Source organism: Cedecea sp. NFIX57 (genome assembly GCF_900177785.1).
GTDB lineage: Bacteria > Pseudomonadota > Gammaproteobacteria > Enterobacterales > Enterobacteriaceae > Cedecea > Cedecea neteri_C.
Genome location: NZ_FXAS01000009.1, coordinates 136,849 through 156,847, shown reverse-complemented (window position 1 = coordinate 156,847; position 19,999 = coordinate 136,849). Strand labels below are relative to the sequence as shown.

Genomic DNA, 19,999 nt, shown 5'->3' with positions numbered 1-19,999 from the left:
GCCACCAAAAAGGTGGCCGACAAATGAAGCATTGGCCAGAGAGGGCGCATGAAAATTGTGATTGTAGGCTCCGGCGGCATGGTCGGGCAGGGCGTCCTGCTGGCGAGCCTGGCGGCAAAAGACGTGACCGACATTATTCTGCTCGTTAGGAAGCCGCCTGCGGGCGAGCACGATCCCCGGATTCGTTACGTGGTGAACGGTGATTTGCTGGCGTTTGACGCGGCCGATCCGCTATTTAGCGATGTGGATGCCTGTTTCTTCTGCGCCGGGATCAGCTCATCCGGCGTCAGTGAAGCTAAGTATCGGCAGATAACTTACGACATGACGCTGCGGGTGGCGGCACAGCTCAAAGCTCACAGCCCGCAGATGAAGTTTGTCTATGTCTCTGGCGCGGGGGCAGACAGCAGCGGGAAAAGCTCGCAGATGTGGGCTCGCGTGCGGGGCGAAGTAGAAAACGCATTGCTGGCGCTGTTCCCGGGCAATGCCGCTATCTTCCGCCCGGCGTTTATTTTGCCGACGCCGGAAGTGCAGTCCCGAACTCCGGCATACCGGCTGTTATATACCGTGATTGCCCCGCTCATGCGCCTTATCAGCGCCACCACCGGCAAACGCTTTTTATCGATTACCGACATCGGCAACGCCATGCTGAATATCACGCGTTTTGGCGTGGACAAAACCATCCTGGCGAAGCCCGATATCGTGGCCTGCGCTGACCGCCGGCGCTAGGCTGGATCTTGCGCTGCCTGTCTGCCGCGGGTGCTGAACAACACCAGCGGCACGGCAATGGCGTACACCACAATCACCGACAGCCAGATAGCGCCGGGCCACGAGTCCTGCACCACAAAATAGAAGCTTGAGAAACCCAGCGGGGCAATGATAGACGCGAGGCTGACCGCCGAGGCCAGAATCCCCTGCAGCTGGCCCTGGCTCGCTTCATCCACCCTGCGGGTGGCCAACGCCTGCAGGGCCGGGGTACCAACGCCGCCTAGCCCGAACAGCGGCATAATCAGAAATACCTGCCAGCCTGCTTGCACAAAGGCCAGCATCGTCAGCGCAAGACACGAACTCACAATGCCAAAAAGCACTGCGCCGCGCTCCCCCAGCCAGCGGGTTATCGGGCCGGGAAGCAGCGCCTGGGTGAGCGTCTGGCAGATGCCGTAGGCTCCCAGAGAGAGTCCAATCCACAGCCCGTTCCAGCCGAAAGTATCTGTCCCCCAAAGCGCCCAGCAGGTGCCGTACACTTCGCCGGTTGCGCTCAGAATGAAAAAGACCATCGCAATCGGGATAAGCCCTTTCAGGGTAAAAATGCGACGCAAAGGCTGCAGGGGATTGAGTACGGCAAAACTGAACCGCTGGCGGGCGGGTTCGCGTGATTCCGGCAGCATAAACAGCGCCATCAGCAGGTTAACGGTGTTTAGACCGGCAGCCGCAATAAACGGCAGCCGCACCCAGGCATCCCCCAGCAGGCCGCCAAGCACCGGGCCGATGATAAACCCGGCCCCAAACATGGCATTGAACAGCCCGAAGCGACGGGCGCGTTTATCTGCCGGGGTGACGTCGGTGATGTAAGCCATCGCCACCGAGACGTTAGCGCTGGTCAACCCGGCGATAGCGCGGCCCAGCAGCAGCATCCAGAGGTGCGGCGCGAAGGCCATGATTAAATAATTCACGGCGGCCCCGACAAGGGAAACGAGCAGCACGGGGCGGCGGCCATAGTTGTCGCTCAGTGCCCCCAGCAGCGGGGCGAAAACAAACTGCATCAGGGCATACAGCGCGGTCATGACGCCGATCCAGTGGGCGATATCCGGGGTGTGCGTCACCTCTTCCAGCAGGCGCGGCAGAATCGGAAAGATCAGGCCGATGCCGACGGCGTCCAGGCAAATGGTGGAGAAAATAACAACCAGCGCTTTGTTCATGTTTACCTGTACCAGGTACCAATATATACTCAGTACATAATTATCCATTCCGCAGGATCCTGTCAATGTCCGTCGATCGCCGAACCCTTAACCGACTCGCCACCCGCCAGAAAATTTCTAACGTTGCCACCCGGCTTTTCCTGGAAAAGGGGTTTGAACAGGTGACGATTGATGAAATCGCCACGGCGGCAGAGGTGGGGAGAATGACGGTGTTCAACCACTTCCCACGTAAAGAGGAGATGTTCTTCGACCGCGAAGAAGAGGGGCTGGAGATGCTGCGTCGTGCGCTGAGTCAGCGGGATAAAAACACGGGGCCGCTGGAAGCGCTGCGCCGCTTTGCTCACCATCTGGTGGAGCAAAATAGCCCGGTGGTGGCTTTCTCCGTGGCGGGGCAGGGGTTTGTCTCGACGATTGAGAACAGCCCGGCGCTGAAAGCGAGAGCCAGGGAGATACGGGATGAATTTACTCAGGCACTGGCCCATGAGCTGGCAGCCGGGGCTGGCCTTGAAAAAAGCGGCCCGCAAACTCAGCTGGCGGCGGGCCTGGTGCTGGCCACGTGGAGCGCGGCGCTGATTCAGGCTCACCGGACGTTTAACCAGACGCTGAGCAACGCCGCCGCCGCCGCCGTGTTTCTTGACCTGATCGACAGGGGAACAGCGGGTGTTATCGCGGCGATGACGGGGACAGTTTACGGCGAAAAATAACGATATCAGGGCATTGTCGGTTGAGCTGAATTTCAGTAGATTTATCGTTTTCGGAGTTAGAAAATGTCCGTCACCGATGCGCTTCTTGCTTTCACGCTAGCCGCCACCCTGCTCACGCTTACCCCCGGTCTTGATACCGCGCTTATCCTGCGAACCGCCGCCGCCGAAGGGGGCAAAAAGGCCTTTCATGCCGCACTGGGCATCGACGTAGGCTGTTTTGTCTGGGGGGCGCTGGTTGCCTTCGGGCTTGGCGCCCTGCTGGCGGTGTCTGAATTTGCCTACACTTTGCTGAAGTGGAGCGGCGCCGCGTATTTATGCTGGCTGGGTATTCAGCTGCTGTTGCGTCCTCGCCAGAGTTTTAGCCTCGCCTCCGCAGAGTCAAGCCGAGCCAGTAACTGGTTTTTGCGCGGCATGTTAGGTAACGTGCTTAACCCGAAAATGGGCGTGTTCTACGTCTCTTTCCTGCCGCAGTTTATCCCCTCCGGCCACTCCCCGATCTTCTGGACTTTCCTGCTGGTTTCTATTCATGTGGTGCTCGGTACACTGTGGTCCCTGACGCTGATTCTTGCCACGCGCTACGCTGCCGGCGTGCTCCGAAAACCCGGGGTCGTAAAGTGGATGGATCGCCTCACCGGCTGCGTGTTCCTGTTGTTTGCCGCAAAGCTGGCCATCAGCCGGCGTTAAGTCTGTCTCGACGTCAGCATGCCCGGCGTCTGGCCGGTCATGCTGCGGTAAAAGTAGATAAAGGCGCTGTCGCTGGAAAAACCGAGTTCTCCGGCAACAACGGTGACTCGCGCGTGGCTGGCCAGCATTTCCACCGCTTTCATTAAACGCCACTGCTGCCGCCATGGCTGGTAGGAGAGGCCGGTTTCCCGGAGGAAAATACGGCCAATGGTGCGTTCACTTGCGCCGGTTACGGTGGCCAGTTCGTTGAGCGGTGGTGGCAGCGTGTCGCCCGTCAGGTGGCGCAGCCGTTTATCCTGCGGGAAGCGCAGCGTCATCGGTACTTCTTTTGCGGCATTCAGTTCCGCTACACACAGGGCAGCCATGTGCATCGGGGCGCCTTGTCCCCAGTCCGTTTCCCAGGAGCTGGCTGACATCCTCTCCAGCAGTTCATTGAGCAACGGCGTGACGTTGAGCACCAGCACGGTGGCGGGCAGCGTGGGGTAACGCTTCATATCAAACCAGATTGAGCGGTAGGCCACACTACTTTTCATTTCGGCCCGATGGCTGACGCCGCCGGGGAGCCAGGCGACTTTACCCGGCGGCAGCAAAGAGAGCACCCGGCCTTCATCCAGCGTGAGCTTCACGCAGCCTTCCCGGGTAAACAGCAGCTGCCCCATCCGGTGCCGATGTAGCCCGGAATCATGATCCCCAAGTTCAGCCTGCACGCCAATCACGCCGTTATGCAGCGCGTCAGGGTTAAATTCTGCATCCGCACTTAGCCAGCTCATGATGTCTGATTTCCGATATTAAATGTCCTGATGTTTATAATGATTCATCTGACGTTCTCCTACAATAGCGCCTCTTTTTGAGGAGGACGTATTGTGAAAACACATCGCGGTATGGCGCTCTTAACGGCGCTACTGATGTTTCCGCAGATTGTGGAAACCTTTTATAGCCCGGCACTGACCGATATTGCCGGGTATTTCGCGGTCAGCGCGCAGGATGCATCCTGGACGCTGTCCATTTATTTCCCGGGCTTTGCCCTCGGTGTTCTGGTCTGGGGGCGGGTATGCGATCTGGCTGGCCGTAAGCCAGCGCTGTTGCTGGGCCTGGCATGCTACGCATTAGGGTCGGTACTTGCGCTGCTGGCGCACGATTTCAGGCTGCTGCTCGCGGCACGCGTTATCGCGGCCTTTGGTGCGGCGGCCGGGTCGGTTGTCACCCAGACGATACTCCGGGACCGCTTTAGCGGGCTGACGCTGGCAAAGATCTTCGCTTTTATGGGCATTGCGCTGGCGGTAAGCCCGGCGATAGGCCTGTGGGCGGGCGGGATGCTTGTTTCCTGGGGCGGATTCCGGGGCGTGTTTGATGCCCTCGTGGCGCTTGCCCTGTTGCTCTTTATCTGGAGCGCCTGGCGGCTGGAAGAAACTCGCCCTGTGCAGCATCAGAGTCAGTCTGTCGCCAGCGTCGCAGTGCGAATGCTGAAAGATATGCAGATCTGGCGTGCTACGGCGCTGGTCGCGCTGTTTAACGTGAGCCTGTTCAGCTATTACGGCCTGGCGCCGTTTATGTTTGAGCGGTTTGGCATGGAGCCCGGCACATTTGGATTGAGCGGTGTCCTGCTGGCGCTTGGCTCTTTGGCTGGCGCGCAGCTTAACCATCAACTCATCCAGCGCGGCACGAGTTCAGCCACGCTTTTACGCCTCGCCTGTATCTGGGCCCTGATCGGGAGCCTGGGCGTTGGCCTGCTGTCGGCCAGCCCGTGGTTCCTGGCACCGATGTTTATGGTGATGCTGGCTTTTTCGATGGCAATTCCGGTGGTGCTTGGCACTGCGCTTAGCGCCTACATGGATTGCCGGGGGACGGCAGGCGCACTTTTCGGCCTGGTTTATTACGTGCTGATTGGTGCCGGGCTTTTCGCCGCCGGCTGGGGACAACGGCTGGACATGACGCTGATCGTTTGTGCTGTGGGCATTACGCTTGTCGGTTGGAAATATTTACGGAGATAATACGATGTGCCCTCTCCTCGTGGTGAGGGCACATCGCTATGGCAACAGTTACAGCAGCCCACCCAGATTTACATACTTGGTTTCCAGGTACTCTTCCAGTCCACAGTCGGCGCCTTCGCGGCCGAGGCCGGACTCCTTCACGCCACCGAAAGGCGCGACTTCCGTGGAAATTATGCCTTCGTTAACGCCAACCATGCCGCTTTCCAACTGCTGGGTGACGCGGAAGGCGCGAGCCAGATCGCGAGTGTAGAGATAGGCGGCCAGGCCAAACGGTGTGGCGTTGGCGCGCTCAATCGCCTCCAGTTCATCGCTGAAGCGGAAGCAGGCTGCCAGCGGGCCGAAGGTCTCCTCGCGGGCCAGCAGCATGGCTTCGGTCGCGTCGGCCAGCACGGTAGGCTGGTAGAACGATGCGCCGAGGGCGTGACGCTCGCCACCGCACAGCAGGCGGGCGCCGTGCTCAAGGGCGTCCTTCACGTGGGCTTCCACTTTCTCAACCGCTTTCTGGTGAATCAGCGGCCCTTGCTGAGCACCCGGCGTCAGGCCAGGGGCAACTTTCAGCGCCCGCGCGGCGGCGGCGAGCTTCTCCACAAACTGCTCATACACGCCGGCCTGGATGTAGAAACGGTTAACGCACACGCAGGTCTGGCCGCTGTTGCGGAATTTGGCGGCCATCGCGCCCTCCACGGCGGCGTCAATGTCCGCATCGTCAAAGACGATAAACGGCGCGTTACCGCCCAGCTCCAGCGACAGTTTTTTCACGGTATCCGCCGCCTGGCGCATCAGCAGCTTGCCGGTTGGCGTGGAGCCGGTGAAGGAGATTTTACGCACCGTTGGGCTTGCCATCAGCGTGCTGCCGATTGCCACGGTGTCACCGGTGACGGCGTTAATCACGCCCGCCGGGACGCCTGCCTGTTCGGCGAGCACGATAAGCGCGAAGGCCGAAAGCGGCGTTTCGTTCGCCGGTTTAATCACGGCGGTGCAGCCCGCCGCCAGCGCAGGGCCGAGTTTGCGGGTCAACATCGCCAGCGGGAAGTTCCATGGGGTAATCGCTGCGACCACGCCAACCGGCTCCTTGAAGGTGAGGATTTGGTTACCCGCTTTTGTGGAAGGAATGGTTTTGCCGTTGGCGCGTTTGGCTTCCTCGGCAAACCATTCGATAAAGCTGGCGGCGTAGGTCACTTCGCCTTTGGCTTCCGCCAGCACTTTGCCCTGTTCGGTGACCATCAGTTCCGCCAGTTCGGCCTGATGCTCCATGATTAGCGCGAACCAGCGCTGGAGGATCTGTGAACGGGCTTTGGCGGTTAATGCTCGCCAGGCGGGTAGGGCGGAATGGGCTGCGGCAATCGCCGCCTCGGTTTCTTTTGCTCCGGCGTTGGCTACCTGAGCCACCACTTCATCGGTTGCCGGGTTTAATACGGCATAGCGTTCGTCGGCGTCCCGCCATTCACCGTTGCAGTACCAGCCGGTACGAACCAGTGCGTCAAAGCTGCTCATGCGATGTTCCTTGTGGTTACGTTGTCGATAAACAGGCCTCGAGCGGCGCGGCTCTCACGCGCAATACGTTTACCTGCGGTGTAGTCGTTGATGACGTCGCACGGCGTGTAGTTGCGCTCCAGTTCGTAACGTTCATCTTCATCCAGCGGTGTACCTAGCGCGGCAACTGCGCTGTCAATTTGCTGGACGGAATCCGCGCCAACCAGCATACAGTCCACGCCCGGATGGTTCAGGACCCACGCCTGAGCAATTTGCGCCGGAGGCAGGCCGCGCAGCTGAGCTACATGGCTGACGGATTGCGCGACGTTGCGGGAGGTGATGTCCGCATACATCTCCTGGGTGAAGAAGTCGGTCTGGTTGCGCACGGAGGTAAAGTCGCAGCTCAGCAGGCCGCGAGCGAGCGGGCTAAAGACTGACACGCCTAACCCCTGGTCGCGGCAGAAGGGGATCATTTCCCGCTCTTCTTCGCGGTAGGCGCAGTTCAGCTGTAGCTGCATGTTGATGGGTTTCGCGTAGCCGTAGCGCTCGCAGCACCAAAGGATTTTCGCCAGTTGCCAGGTGTACATGGTGGAAACGCCGACGTAGCGCGCTTTGCCGCTGCGCACGATGTCGTTCATCGCCGCCCAGGTCTCTTCGACAGGCGTATTCACATCGAAGTAGTGCAGCATGTAGATATCGACGTAGTCGGTGCCGAGGCGCTTCAGGCTGCCGTCGATGCTTTCCATGATGTGCTTGCGTGAATGGCCCTGGTTGTTAAAGCCGGTGCCGATGGGGTAGCCGACTTTGGTGGTGAGGACCAGGTCATCGCGGCGGGCAATGCGTTTTAACACGTTGCCGACCACTTCTTCCCCCGCGCCGCTGGAGTAGAAGTCCGCGAGGTCGATAAAGTTAATGCCGGACTCCAGCGCGTGGCGGATCAGCGGCTCGCTTTGCGACTCGTCAAAAATCCACGGTTTCCACTGTTTGCTGCCCATGTTCATGGTGCCGAGGCACAGGCGAGAGACTTTCAGGCCGCTGTGGCCCAGATTGACGTATTCCATTTCGCCTCCTCAGGCTTTTGGGGTGTAGAAAGGGTTGCCGAGCTGCGGCAGGGCGTCAGCAATCTGGCTGCGCTGCGGCAATTTGCCCATCGCCGCGCGGATGGCCTGACGGCAGGCGCGGTAGTTGTTGTGGTACACCTCATCGATATCGTTGCAACCGGGGTTCACCCAGTTGGCGGTGACGATGCACCAGTTGTCTTCCGCTTCCGGTGGTAGCGTGCCGTCCAGCAGCGCTTCGGTGACCGCTTTGGCAATGGCGGCCTGAGAAGCCCCCCAGGTAGCGTTGCCGTGCAGCTCGCCGCTGATTTCCGCTTTGTTGACGTACAGCGTCATCGGTTTGGCCGGAACGTTAGGCTTGATCACCACCATAAACGGGCAGTGACCCTGACTTGGCGACGCGAGGCTGCTGGAAAACGCCTGGCCAACCACGCCGCTGCGTGGGCCAATCATGATGTTGATGTGCGAGGCGTTAACGCCGTTACCTTCAAACCCTTCTCCGATATACATTTCCACGAGACTTCTCCTGTTAAACGTGAGCGTTATTTAGCCGGTTCAGCGGCGGCATTGCCGTGGCGCTGGGCCGGATCGTGAGCGGCATCGACCAGGGTTAACCCTTTGGTTTCAGGCGCCCAGGCGAGAGAGACAACGGCACCGATGACAAGGATCAGCGCCAGCATGGCGGTGGTGGCCTGCATGCCGTAATTCAGAATGGCCAGCGGCAGTAAACCGGTACCGATGGCAGAGCCGAGGCGGCTCATGGCGGTGGCAAAACCGACGCCCATCGAGCGCACTTCCGTCGGGAAGCTTTCTGCCGGGAAGACGCCCACCAGATTGCTGACCGCTGACATCACCAGCGTGAATGCGGCAAAGAACAGAATTAGCCAGCCGGACTGGCTGACCGGAATGATGCTGAGCATCACCAGGCAGGCGGCGAGGAAGACAAATGAACCGATCAGGAAGCCACGACGTGAGCAAACGACGGTCAGCAGGATCCCCACGAGGGCGCCGACGATCAGCAGGGCGTTCAGCAGCAGGTCGGTGGTGAAGTTATTGTTCAGCCCCATCACCTGCAGAATCGACGGCAGGAAGGTGTAGATGGCGAAATACGGGATCACCAGGCAGACAAAAAACAGACTGTTGAAGGCGGTGCGGCGGCGGTATTTCGGCCCGAACAGAGACATAAAGCGCTGTTTTGAGGCGACGGGGGCTTCATCCACCAGCAGCACGTTAGGGCCGAAGTGTTTATGGACAATCAGCATCGCTTGTTCTCGTCGCCCCTTGCCCATCAGCCAGCGTGGGGATTCCGGCGTGCCGATGCGCATCAGCAGGATAATCAGCGCGGGCAGGGCGGAAGAAGAGAGCAGCCAGCGCCAGGCGTCCGGGCCAAGCGCCGTTAAGAAGTGTCCGGCAAAGCCTGCGGCCACGTAGCCAAAGGTCCAGATCACACTGAATGAACCGAGCAGCACTCCGCGGTGTTTACGGGGGGAAAACTCCGCCAGCATGGTGTGGCCGACGGAGAAGTCGCCGCCGAGGCCGATGCCGACCATTACCCGCAAGAAGAACAACTGTTCTGGCGTTGTCGCGAAAAACTGCAGCGCCGAAGCGAGCGTGATCACCACGAAGCTGAAGCAGAAGATCTTCTGACGGCCAACGTAATCGGAGATCCAGCCCAACACCAGGCTGCCGAGAAACAGGCCGATCAGCGCCGAGCTGCCGAGCATTCCTTCCCAGAAGGGGGTTAACCCCATTTGAGGTTTGATCTGGGCCAGCGCGAAGCCGATGACGCCGAGCACGTAGCCGTCGGTAAAGTGTGCGCCGAAGGTCAGGCCGGCGATTTTGATATGGAAACGGTTTAACGGCACGTCATCCATACGGGTGTACTGTTGTGTCAGGTGGGACATGATGCCTCCTCCTGTGAGGTGGTTTTGTAGGGTATTTGTATTTTTTATGTTTCAAGTACGTTAACAATGTGGCAGCAAAGCGCCTCAGCAGGCGAGTGCGTTTTAGTCATACCCCCAGGCAAAAAACGCATGTGATCCTCCTCCTGTTTTGCAGAAATAGGTGCGGTGGGGGATGGTGTTTCAGGGCAGGTTAGAAACATATTATTAACATGACTGGCGCTTGCCCGCGGATAATGACAATAATGAGAAAACTCCCGTCACTCAGTATGTTAAGGGTCTTTGAAGAGACTTGCCGGACGCTTAGCTTTAGCAAAGCGGCGCAGGCCTTGTGCATTACCCAGAGCGCGGCCAGTCGGCAAATCAAACAGCTCGAAGCGTTTCTGGGCAAGCTGCTGTTCGTGCGTACCCACAGCGGGCTGGAGTTGACCCAGGACGCGATGCTGCTGCTGCCGGTGGTGCGTCAGTCGCTGGATATTCTTGAAGAGGGCGTGTGCCACGTTCAGCTACGCAACCCACTGCAGCACCTGCGTCTCCAGGTTGCCCCGACTTTTGCCACGCGCTGGCTGGCTCCGCGGCTGGTGGCGCTTCGCCAGCGTAACGGGCAGCTACAAATTGCCCTTATCAGTGAAACCCGGCAGAAATACAGTGATTTTGACTGCGCGATCCGTTTTGGCACCCGCCAGGAAAGCGAAGGACGGGGACAGTGGCTGTGCCATGAAAAACTGCTGCTGGTTGCCAGCCCATTGCTGATGATCGACGGGGTTTTCCCACCGCTGGCCTCACAGCCGCAGTTGCATATTCTGAATGGCGAGATTCGGCTGGATAACTGGTCGCGCTGGCTGGAGGCGACGGGAGAAAACGACAGCCTGCTTTCCGGCGGGCTTGAGTTCAGCACCGAGGATCAGGTGATCAACGCCTGCGTGACCGGGGCGGGTTACGCGGTGCTAGACAGGATGATGATTCGCAATGAGCTACGTGGCGGGTTATTGGTGCCGCTGGCGGAGCTGGAGCTTGAAAGCGGGAACGGCTACTGGCTGGAAGTCCCCCAGGGCAAGCGGGAGCTGCCGCGTGTCGGTTATTTTAGCGACTGGGTTCAGGCCGAAATTGCCCGGTTCTGGGGGGAAGAAGAACTGGTATTATCGTAAGCAGCTGCTTTGTAGTTTGTAGGAAAAGACTTATCACCCCCTCGGTGTGTTTCAATAAATATATAATACCTCTACGCTACGCCTCTGGTTTATTTATTTTTCGGCGAATCAGAGGTTTTTATTTCTTAATCAATTCGCTTTCAGAATTATATCGCCCTATATATTGATATTAATGATGTTTCCACGGAGGAAAATTTATAATTACTCCTTTTTCATTTGTGGTGACATCGATTTACTCAGAGTAATAAATTCAATGTTAAATTTAAGTGCTTAAATTGTTGTAATTGTCCTTTTTTTAAATTGTGTTTTCTAGCCAGAGCTTTTGTCTGGCACTTATATATGATTTGGTTTACATGTCTGAACTTAGATTGAAAGGTACTACCAGGGATGATCCCCGTCTGTTTCCTCTGGAGGCTGAGTCACACCAGGAAATCGATCTTATCGAGCTACTGGGGATGCTATACGCGGCCAAAAAGACGATTATGTCTATCACCTTGTCTGCCGTGTTGGCTGGTTTGTGCGGCAGCTTTCTGATGCCCCAGAAATGGTCGAGTCAGGCCGTGATTACTCCACCAGAAGCGTCACAGCTGATTGAACTTCAGCGTGCAACGGTCCAACTGACCGTACTGGACGTTGCTGTCAATAATGGTGCTGAGCATATTTATCAAAATTTCCTGAAAGATTTTGATTCCTTGGCATTGCGTGAAGAGTATTTAGCTAACTCTAATTATGTCAAACAGCTTGTCGATACACAAAATGCGAATGATAAAGCTAAATTGCATCGTGTCATTCAGGGGGCTGCTGTTAAATTTAAAGCAGTAAATAATGCAGATCCCAAGCTCGCAAATGCGACATCGTATTCTTCATGGACGTTAAGCTTCACCGGACCGAATGCTGAAGAATCCCGGAATGTGCTTAGCGGCTACATTGATTTTATTACCCGGCGTGTCAATCAGGATACGGTTCAAAATTTACGTTATGCTGTTGAGTTGAAAAATGCAGTAGAGAAAGACAGGCTGCAACTGGATAAGATAAATCTTGCGAATCAGCATAAAGTGAATATCCAGCGGTTGGGTTACTCTTTGGAAGTGGCCAACGCTGCCGGTATTAAAAAACCGGTATACAGTCATGGGCAGGCGGTTAAGGACGATCCTGACTATTCGGTTGCCCTGGGCGCTGACGGTCTGGCTGAAAAATTGAAAATCGAGTCATCGCTTAAAGATGCGGCAGAGCTCAATGCCAGCGTTCAAAACCGTGAGCACTATTTGACTAAGCTGGCGAAGGTCGAATTTAGCGACGTACACTTCCAGCCTTTTCGTTACCAAATGGCTCCTTCTCTACCGCTGAGGAAAGAGGGGCCAGGTAAAACTCTTATTGTCGTTTTGGCTACGCTAGTGGGCTTTATAGGCGGCAGCGGCTTCGTGTTATTGCGCAATATCGTGTCGGATCATAAGAAAAATTCGGGTGTTGTTTAGCCCCCTCAATCGTTTTCAGCCTCTCTCTTCTGAGACTTTTTTCTTGCCGGAATAAGGGTTATAACCGGAGGTAAATAGCAAACAGGGGATAAGAATGAAAACGATTGGGCTGCTGGGCGGCATGAGCTGGGAATCCACCATTCCTTACTACCGGTTAATTAACGAAGGGATCAAGCAACGTCTGGGCGGGCTGCATTCGGCCAAAATTGTGCTGCACAGCGTCGATTTTCACGAGATTGAGGCCTGCCAGTCTGCGGGGGAGTGGGACAAGGCCGGTGAGATGCTGGCCGACGCAGCGCTGGGGCTGCAAAAGGCCGGGGCTGAAGGCATTGTGCTGTGTACGAACACCATGCACAAAGTCGCGGAGCATATTGAATCCCGCTGCTCGCTGCCGTTTCTGCATATCGCCGACGCCACCGGGCGGGTGATTGCGGCGCACGGCGTAAGCCAGGTGGCCTTGCTGGGCACGCGCTACACCATGGAGCAGGATTTTTATCGTGGCCGCCTGCAGGCGCAGTTCGGGATCCGCTCGATTATTCCTGATGACTCTCAGCGCCAGCGTATCAACCAGATAATCTTCGATGAGCTGTGCCTCGGGGTGATCAACCCTGAGTCGAAACGCTATTACCAGCAGGTGATTCAGGCGCTGCAGGCGCAGGGGGCGGAAGGGGTTATTTTCGGCTGTACCGAAATTGGCTTGCTGCTCAGCCAGCAGGACTGCCCACTGCCGGTGTTTGATACCGCCGCGATCCACGCCGCCGATGCAGTTCGCTTTATGTGCGGTGAAGAGTAAGAGTTTATCCTTCTATATCAATTAAATAATTGAAAATACCGTTTTTCCCCCACGACGAGCCGGGTCATGCCCGGCCGCTAATGTGTTATAAATTTGTTATGTAGCGCACATTATTCCAAAAAGCTGCTCCTCTGAAATCCTCACTTTGCAGACCGTTGCATTTCGCAATGGCCTTTCATCATGTTCGTAACCGGGAGTTATACAATGCCTGTTTCCTTACTGGCGCTGGCGATGAGTGCGTTCGCCATCGGCACGACGGAGTTCGTGATTATGGGACTGCTGCCCGAAGTGGCAGGGGATCTCCATGTCTCCATTCCCGTCGCCGGCTGGCTTATCAGCGGCTACGCGCTGGGGGTTGCCATTGGCGCGCCCATCATGGCGCTGCTGACCGCCCGACTGCCGCGCAAGCTGTCGTTAATTTTGCTGATGGTGATTTTCATCGTCGGCAATCTGCTGTGCGCTCTCGCGCTGAGCTACAACTTCCTGATGCTGGCGCGCGTTATTACGGCGCTGTGCCATGGCGCGTTCTTCGGGATTGGCGCTGTCGTAGCGGCAAGCCTTGTACCTGCCGGGCGCAAAGCTTCGGCGGTGGCACTGATGTTTACCGGTTTGACGCTGGCTAACGTGCTGGGCGTGCCGATTGGCACCTGGTTCGGGCAGCTTTACGGCTGGCGGGCCACTTTCTGGGGCGTGGCCGTTATCGGGGTGATTGCCTTTCTCGCGCTGGTGGTTAGTCTGCCGTCGCAAAAAGATGAAGAGGCCACTGACTTAAAAAGTGAAATCAAAGCGCTGGCGCACGGCAAGCTGTGGTTGTCCCTCAGCATGACGGTGTTCTTCTCTGCGGCGATGTTCGCGCTGTTCAGCTATGTTGCGCCGATGCTGTTGCAGGTGACGGGCATTACGCCAGAGGGCGTGAGCTGGACGCTGTTCCTGATTGGCGCAGGGCTGACGGTGGGGAATATTCTGGGCGGGCGCCTGGCGGACTGGCGGGTCTCGTTCAGCCTGATCCTTAGCTTTAGCCTGATTGCCGTCTTCTCGTTACTGTTCAGCTGGACCAGCCACGCCGCATGGCTGGCGGAAATTACGCTGTTCCTGTGGGCGATGGCGGCGTTTGCTACCGTACCGGCGCTGCAAATCAATGTGGTGCTGCACGGCAAGGAAGCGCCTAATCTGGTGTCCACGCTGAATATTGCGGCCTTTAACGTGGGCAATGCGCTCGGTGCCTGGGTCGGCGGCACGGTCATTGACCGTGGCTTCGGCCTGACTGCTGTGCCGGTCGCCGCTGCCGCGCTGGCAGTGGTAGGCCTGATACTTTGCCTGATTAACTTTAGCAACGGCACGGGGCATCAGCAGCCGGTGACCGGACAGTAAGCTAGCGGTTGAGCAGCGCGTTGAGCGGGTCGCTATACAGATGCATGTTGTGCTGTAGGTGGTCGCTGAACGCGCTGACCAGCGCTGATGCCGGGCGGTGCAGGGGCCGAATCAGGCTGACGGTAAAAGGCACCGCCACGCTGAACCGACGTACGACAACACCTCGCTCGTGGTAATCCAGCGCGGTTAACGGGTTAACGATTGACACGCCAGCTCCCGCCTGAATCATCGCGCAGACGGACGCCGCGCTGTGGGTTTCCACCACCATTCTTCGCTTGACGTCATGTTCCTGAAACAGCGAGTCCAGCAGCTGGCGATAGCTGTCGGTCCGTGACAGGCTGATGTAATTTTCCCCGGCAAAATCCTGCGGCGTAAGTTCTGCTTTTGCGGCGAGCTTGTGCCCGGCGGGCAGCACGCAAACCTCATTTAGCGTGAGCAAGGTCTGGCGCTCCGTTCCGGCGGGCGTGGTGACGTTTTCCGTCAGGCCAAGGTCATGGCGCTGGGCTGACAGCCATTCTTCCAGCAGCGGGGATTCCTGCGGCACGATGTTCAGGCTGAGATCCGGGTAGCGGGCCAGAAACGGCTGCATCAGGCGCGGTAAAAAGGACTGGGAAAATACCGGCAGGCAGGCGATGGAAAGTTCGCCCTGGCGGAACTCACGCAGGCTTTCGGCGGCATTAATAATACGATCCAGCCCGTACCAGGAGCGTTGAACCTCTTCAAACAGCCGCAGCCCCTGAACGGTGGGGTAAAGGCGGCCCCGGCTGCGCTCGAACAGCTGCAGGCCGATGAGCTTTTCAAAGCGTGCCAGTTCCCGGCTGACCGTAGGCTGGGAGGTGTGCAGCAGGCCTGCGGCTTCGGTGAGGTTGCCGGCCGTCATCACGGCGTGGAAGATTTCGATGTGGCGCAGGTTGATGGCTGGCATGGTTTTGTTCCGCTGATGTTGTTTACCCTCACCCCGGCCCTCTCCCTGAAAGGGCGAGGGGGAAAAACTAGTTTGCTCGAGGCCGGGAGTGATCTCTTTCATTCTGGCTCTCTCCCTGGAAGGACGAGGGGGAAACAGAAATTGCTTCGGGACTATTTACTGTCCCCCCTCCCCTCTGGGGAGAGGGTTAGGGTGAGGGGTATTCTCTAAACCATATCATATTTGAATAGACTCGCTAGAAAACGATATTTTTTATCCCTCACTCTCTGTGGCGTAATAAAGAAAATGACGTTTACCCGGAGTTCACCATGCCACGCTCGCTGCACGACACCACCACCGCGCTGAACGCGCAAAACTTGCTGACCCTGCCCGCCGAATTTGGCTGTCCGGTTTGGGTATATGACGCGGAGATCATTCGCCAGCAAATTTCCCAGCTGCGCCAGTTCGATGTGATTCGTTTTGCCCAAAAGGCGTGCTCGAATATCCACATCCTGAAACTGATGCGTGAGCAGGGCGTGAAGGTGGATTCTGTGTCGCAGGGTGAAATCGAGCGCGCGCTGGCGGCAGGCTACAAGCCGCTGGAAAACCCGGATGATATCGTCTTTACCGCCGACGTAATTGATAACGCTACGCTGGCGCTGGTGGCCGAGCAGAAAATTCCGGTCAACATCGGGTCTGTGGATATGCTGCACCAGCTCGGCGAAGTCTCGCCGGGGCACCGTGTCTGGCTGCGTATTAACCCGGGCTTTGGGCACGGGCATAGCCAGAAAACCAACACCGGCGGCGAGAACAGCAAGCACGGCATTTGGCTGAGCGATATGCCAAAAGCGCTGGAAGCTATGCAGCGTTACGGGATCCATCTGGTCGGTATTCATATGCACATTGGTTCCGGCGTGGATTATGGCCATCTGGAGCAGGTTTGTGGCGCGATGGTGCAGCAGGTGATCGATTTCGGCCAGGATCTTGAGGCGATTTCGGCCGGTGGCGGGCTGTCTATTCCTTACCGCGAAGGGGAGGAAACGATCAATACCGATCATTATTACGGGCTGTGGAATACCGCGCGTGAAAAAATTGCCGCTCATCTGGGGCATCCGGTTAAGCTGGAGATCGAGCCGGGGCGTTTCCTGGTGGCGGAAGCAGGGGTACTGGTTTCGCAGGTGCGTGCGGTGAAAGATATGGGATCTCGTCACTTTGTGCTGATCGACGCCGGTTTTAACGATCTGATGCGTCCGTCTATGTACGGCAGCTATCACCATATTTCTGCGCTGGCGGGCGACGGGCGGGATCTGTCTGTTCTGCAGCCGAAAGAAACGGTTGTGGCGGGGCCGCTGTGCGAGTCCGGGGATGTATTTACCCAGCAGGAAGGCGGCAAGGTAGAAACCCGCCTGCTGCCGCCGGTAAAACCGGGTGACTACCTGGTGCTGCACGATACCGGCGCATACGGGGCTTCGATGTCATCTAACTACAATAGCCGCCCGCTGCTGCCGGAAGTGCTGTTTGATAACGGCAGCGCGCGCCTGATTCGCCGCCGCCAGACGATTCAGGAGTTGCTGGCGCTCGAGCTACTTTGAGACTTTGCGTCCGGCTTCGAAAAAGGGGCCGGGCGCAACGGAGTCCCTCAGTACCAGCGTGCCTACAAATGGCGGGATTGGAGCTAACGGTTCGCCGCTCGCCAGCTTAATGGCCTGATCGATGGCGGTAATGATCATGTTGTCGATGGGCAAATAGACGGATGACAGCGCTGGCTCCAGCCACTGGGCACTCGGCGCGTCGTCAAAGCCGAACAGCGAAATATCCTGCGGAATACGGATCCCGGCCTGGTGCAGCGCTTTCGAGGCACCCAGCGCCATATCATCGTTGCAGGAAAACAGCGCGCTGAAGGTCACGCCGCTGGTCAGCAGCTCCTGGCACAGGTGGTGCCCTTCGGTCATACTGGAATCTCCGTATTTCACCCGGTTCTCATCCCACGCAATGCCATGTTTTTGCAGTGCCTTCCGGTAACCCATCAGGCGCGCCTTGCCGGTTGGTGTGGTAATCGGCACGGTAATGCAGGCAATTTCCCGGTGACCTTGCTGGATCAGGTATTCGGTAGCCTGAAAGGCGGCATCCTGCTGTTCGAAAAAGACGCAACGTTCTCGGGCCTGGGGAACGTCCCGGTTAATGACGACCAGCGGCACCTGAATGGCATCCATCAACGACATTAACGCCCGCTCGCTCATAAAACGCGTGTACAGCACAATGGCATCACAGTGCCGGTCCGCCAGCATTTGGACAGCGTCCAGCTCTTTTTCCGGCGTGTCATGCCCGTCGGTGACGATCAGCTGTTTACCGTAGAATTCCGTGCGGCGTGAAGCCTGCTGCAGCAGACGACCGAAGTAGAAACCATCAAAGGTAGAGACAACCAGCCCGATGCTGTTGCTGCTCCGGTTTGCCAGCGATCGTGCCAGAAAATTAGGCTTATAGCCCAGCTCTTCCATGGCCTTAAACACCTGTTCGCGGGTGCTTGCTTTAACCTGTCCGGTGCCGTTTAACACGCGAGATACCGTCGCTTTGGAAACCCCTGCGCGTAACGAGACATCTAACATTGTTACCATTGTTTCCTTCCCGATCTGGACGCTGTCGCGATTTTCCAGCAGTTTATCACAGGAGTTTCGCTCACAAGCGGCCTTGCCGTTTCGCCGTGCAAATTGTCGTACCAGATCACGCTTTCAGAATTTGGTGTGGTTTTTTAGGAGTATATCGTTGTGAAAATTGTCCCGTTGTACCAGGCCCCTCAACATGCAGAACAAGTGACGGAGTGGCTTTGGCAGGCGTTTGGCAGTCAGGAAAGCCGAGACTTTTTTGCCTCTATTGTTGCCACCAGCCAACGGGAAGGCGAAATGCCCCTGACGTTTATTGCGCTGGAGGGAGAAAAGATGGTGGGGACCGTGGGGCTGTGGCGCTGCGATTTGATCAGTCGGCAGGATCTCTGGCCCTGGCTGGCGGCGCTGTATATTGATGAAAGCCAGCGAGGAAAGAGGCTGGGCGAGCTTTTACAGCGGCACGTCGTAGAATATGCCCGTGGGCTGGGTTTTGAGTCTTTGTATCTCTATTCGGCCTGTAAGGCCTATTATGAGCGGTTTGGCTGGCGCTACATTGGCGATGGGCTGGATTACCCCGACCAGCCCGTACATCTTTATCAACTCACGCTTTAACTGTTGTCGCCTGGAGAAGCCACCGAGTGGCGGCGAACCAGCGTCGGGCTGAACATATGGGTGATTTCCGGCAGCGGCAGGTTTTCGGCCAGCGCCAGCGCGAGCTCTGCTGCCTGAGTCGCCATAGTCACAATCGGATAGCGAACCGTGGTCAGCTTTGGCCGCACGTAGCGTGAAATTAATACGTCATCAAAGCCAATCAGCGAAATCTCACCGGGAACATCAATGCCGTTGTCGTTCAGCACGCCCATCGCCCCGGCGGCCATTGAGTCGTTGTAGCAGGCTACTGCGGTGAAGTTTTTGCCGCGCCCCAGCAGCTCCGTCAGAGCCTGCTCGCCGCCGCTTTCATCGGGTTCACCAAAGGTGACCAGGCGCTCGTTGATGGGAATATTGTGCTCGCGCAGTGCGTCGTAGTAACCCTGGAGGCGGTCTTCTGCGTCCGATATCTGGTGGTTGGAACAGATGTAGCCGATACGGGTGTGCCCCTGCTGGATCAAATGGCGCGTAGCAAGCCAGGCGCCGTAGCGGTCATCCAGCGCAACACAGCGCTGCTCAAACCCTGGCACAATGCGGTTGATGAGCACCATGCCGGGGATTTGCTTCATCAGCGAAATCAGCTCGTCGTCAGGAAGCTTTTTGGCGTGAACGACCAGCGCTGCGCTGCGGTGGCGAATAAGCTGTTCGATGGCCTGGCGCTCTTTTTGTTCGCTGTGGTAGCCGTTGCCGATAAGTAAGAAGTTGCCGGTGCGGTAGGCAACCTGCTCCACGGCTTTGACCATTGCGCCAAAGAAGGGATCGGAAACGTCGCCCACGATCAGACCAATGGTTTCAGTGGCCTGTTGGGCAAGCGCCCGTGCATTAGCGTTGGGATGATAGTTCAGCGCTTCCATAGCGCTATTCACCGCCTGCTTTGAGGCATCGCTGGCTTTTGGGGAGTGGTTGATGACGCGCGAAACCGTGGCGACAGACACACCAGCCAGCCGAGCCACATCCTTAATTGTCGCCATGAAAAGCCTTCCTGTTAGGGGTAATCGTTTACACTGCGTTTAGTTTTACGGAAATCCCTGATGACTGCAAGGCAACAACTGATGGGTGTATCGCAAAGTAGAACAAAATCAAGGCGAAAGCGTGTAACGGTTACACTCGCCTCACTCAGTTGCCTCTTTTTAGTGCATGTCGCGGATTTTTAAACGTTTCCGCTCAAATCTTTGCTTACATTTTGCAGTCGGCTGTTGCGATTTCAGCGTAGCTTAATAGAAGACGCCGCTGCTACATTTGTGGTCCCAGAGGTATTGATAGGTGAAGTCAGCGATTATTTGCTGATCCTATGAATTACACCAACCTGCGCGGATGCGCAGGTTTTTTT

At 57.2% G+C, this 19,999-nt stretch carries 19 protein-coding genes; 10 read left to right on the top strand and 9 right to left on the bottom strand.

Annotated features, from left to right (window positions below; translation table 11 throughout):
• The first annotated feature begins 48 nt into the window (after positions 1-48).
• A complete protein-coding gene (locus B9Y90_RS10045) occupies positions 49-726 on the top strand; it encodes an NAD-dependent epimerase/dehydratase family protein (RefSeq protein WP_085541134.1) in 678 nt (225 codons plus the stop codon).
• On the opposite strand, the gene B9Y90_RS10040 is transcribed toward B9Y90_RS10045, so the two are convergent.
• Positions 723-1,916, bottom strand: a complete 1,194-nt coding sequence (locus tag B9Y90_RS10040) for a TCR/Tet family MFS transporter (protein ID WP_085541168.1) — start codon at positions 1,914-1,916, stop codon at positions 723-725. The two genes, B9Y90_RS10045 and B9Y90_RS10040, sit on opposite strands and share 4 nt — an antisense overlap.
• Before the next feature lie 65 nt (positions 1,917-1,981).
• On the opposite strand from B9Y90_RS10040, the gene B9Y90_RS10035 reads away from it, so the two are divergent.
• Entirely contained in the window at positions 1,982-2,620 is a 639-nt protein-coding gene (locus B9Y90_RS10035) for a TetR/AcrR family transcriptional regulator (protein ID WP_085541133.1), read from the top strand.
• 63 nt (positions 2,621-2,683) lie between these two features.
• Positions 2,684-3,304 (top strand): LysE family translocator, encoded by a 621-nt coding sequence (locus B9Y90_RS10030; RefSeq protein WP_085541132.1) that lies wholly within the window; start codon positions 2,684-2,686, stop codon positions 3,302-3,304.
• On the opposite strand, the gene B9Y90_RS10025 is transcribed toward B9Y90_RS10030, so the two are convergent.
• On the bottom strand, positions 3,301-4,074 hold the full coding sequence (locus tag B9Y90_RS10025; protein WP_085541131.1) for an AraC family transcriptional regulator: 774 nt from the start codon (positions 4,072-4,074) through the stop codon (positions 3,301-3,303). The genes B9Y90_RS10030 and B9Y90_RS10025 overlap by 4 nt on opposite strands.
• Before the next feature lie 93 nt (positions 4,075-4,167).
• Between B9Y90_RS10025 and B9Y90_RS10020 the strand changes: the two genes are divergently transcribed.
• Positions 4,168-5,295, top strand: coding sequence for a multidrug effflux MFS transporter (locus tag B9Y90_RS10020; protein ID WP_139827377.1), 1,128 nt, complete (start codon positions 4,168-4,170; stop codon positions 5,293-5,295).
• 48 nt (positions 5,296-5,343) lie between these two features.
• On the opposite strand, the gene B9Y90_RS10015 is transcribed toward B9Y90_RS10020, so the two are convergent.
• The 4 genes from B9Y90_RS10015 to B9Y90_RS10000 are packed head-to-tail and all read right to left on the bottom strand — an operon-like array spanning position 5,344 to position 9,730.
• Positions 5,344-6,789: an NAD-dependent succinate-semialdehyde dehydrogenase gene (locus tag B9Y90_RS10015; RefSeq protein ID WP_085541129.1), complete on the bottom strand. Its 1,446-nt coding sequence runs from the start codon at positions 6,787-6,789 to the stop codon at positions 5,344-5,346.
• Entirely contained in the window at positions 6,786-7,829 is a 1,044-nt protein-coding gene (locus tag B9Y90_RS10010; RefSeq protein ID WP_039287402.1) for an aldo/keto reductase, read from the bottom strand. Before B9Y90_RS10010 ends, B9Y90_RS10015 begins: the two co-directional genes overlap by 4 nt.
• 9 nt (positions 7,830-7,838) lie before the next feature.
• Positions 7,839-8,342 (bottom strand): formaldehyde-activating enzyme, encoded by a 504-nt coding sequence (gene fae / locus B9Y90_RS10005; RefSeq protein ID WP_008458495.1) that lies wholly within the window; start codon positions 8,340-8,342, stop codon positions 7,839-7,841.
• 26 nt (positions 8,343-8,368) lie between these two features.
• Positions 8,369-9,730, bottom strand: coding sequence for an MFS transporter (locus B9Y90_RS10000; protein ID WP_085541128.1), 1,362 nt, complete (start codon positions 9,728-9,730; stop codon positions 8,369-8,371).
• A gap of 242 nt (positions 9,731-9,972) precedes the next feature.
• Here B9Y90_RS10000 and B9Y90_RS09995 point away from each other — a divergent pair, with 242 nt between their 5' ends.
• The 4 genes from B9Y90_RS09995 to B9Y90_RS09980 all read left to right on the top strand — a co-directional run bounded on the left by B9Y90_RS09995 (position 9,973) and on the right by B9Y90_RS09980 (position 14,514).
• Positions 9,973-10,875: a LysR substrate-binding domain-containing protein gene (locus tag B9Y90_RS09995; protein ID WP_039287395.1), complete on the top strand. Its 903-nt coding sequence runs from the start codon at positions 9,973-9,975 to the stop codon at positions 10,873-10,875.
• Positions 10,876-11,228: 353 nt separating this feature from the next.
• A complete protein-coding gene (gene wzz(fepE), locus B9Y90_RS09990) occupies positions 11,229-12,350 on the top strand; it encodes an LPS O-antigen length regulator Wzz(fepE) (RefSeq protein ID WP_085541127.1) in 1,122 nt (373 codons plus the stop codon).
• Positions 12,351-12,444: 94 nt separating this feature from the next.
• Positions 12,445-13,143: an aspartate/glutamate racemase gene (locus B9Y90_RS09985; protein WP_085541126.1), complete on the top strand. Its 699-nt coding sequence runs from the start codon at positions 12,445-12,447 to the stop codon at positions 13,141-13,143.
• 204 nt (positions 13,144-13,347) lie between these two features.
• Positions 13,348-14,514: an MFS transporter gene (locus B9Y90_RS09980; protein ID WP_039287386.1), complete on the top strand. Its 1,167-nt coding sequence runs from the start codon at positions 13,348-13,350 to the stop codon at positions 14,512-14,514.
• Position 14,515: 1 nt separating this feature from the next.
• Here the strand turns inward: B9Y90_RS09980 and B9Y90_RS09975 are convergent, their stop codons facing one another.
• Entirely contained in the window at positions 14,516-15,439 is a 924-nt protein-coding gene (locus B9Y90_RS09975; RefSeq protein WP_085541125.1) for a LysR family transcriptional regulator, read from the bottom strand.
• A gap of 308 nt (positions 15,440-15,747) precedes the next feature.
• Between B9Y90_RS09975 and lysA the strand changes: the two genes are divergently transcribed.
• The gene (gene lysA, locus B9Y90_RS09970) at positions 15,748-17,010 is read left to right on the top strand and encodes a diaminopimelate decarboxylase (protein WP_085541124.1); all 1,263 of its coding nucleotides are present in this window, start codon (positions 15,748-15,750) and stop codon (positions 17,008-17,010) included.
• On the opposite strand, the gene B9Y90_RS09965 is transcribed toward lysA, so the two are convergent.
• Positions 17,002-18,033: a LacI family DNA-binding transcriptional regulator gene (locus B9Y90_RS09965; RefSeq protein WP_071842682.1), complete on the bottom strand. Its 1,032-nt coding sequence runs from the start codon at positions 18,031-18,033 to the stop codon at positions 17,002-17,004. The two genes, lysA and B9Y90_RS09965, sit on opposite strands and share 9 nt — an antisense overlap.
• A 150-nt stretch (positions 18,034-18,183) precedes the next feature.
• On the opposite strand from B9Y90_RS09965, the gene B9Y90_RS09960 reads away from it, so the two are divergent.
• Positions 18,184-18,633: a GNAT family N-acetyltransferase gene (locus B9Y90_RS09960; protein ID WP_085541123.1), complete on the top strand. Its 450-nt coding sequence runs from the start codon at positions 18,184-18,186 to the stop codon at positions 18,631-18,633.
• Here B9Y90_RS09960 and galR read toward each other — a convergent pair.
• Positions 18,630-19,640 carry an HTH-type transcriptional regulator GalR gene (galR, locus tag B9Y90_RS09955; protein ID WP_039287369.1) on the bottom strand — a complete coding sequence of 337 codons (1,011 nt, stop codon included), beginning with the start codon at positions 19,638-19,640 and terminating at the stop codon, positions 18,630-18,632. The genes B9Y90_RS09960 and galR overlap by 4 nt on opposite strands.
• Between the last annotated feature and the right edge of the window lie 359 nt (positions 19,641-19,999).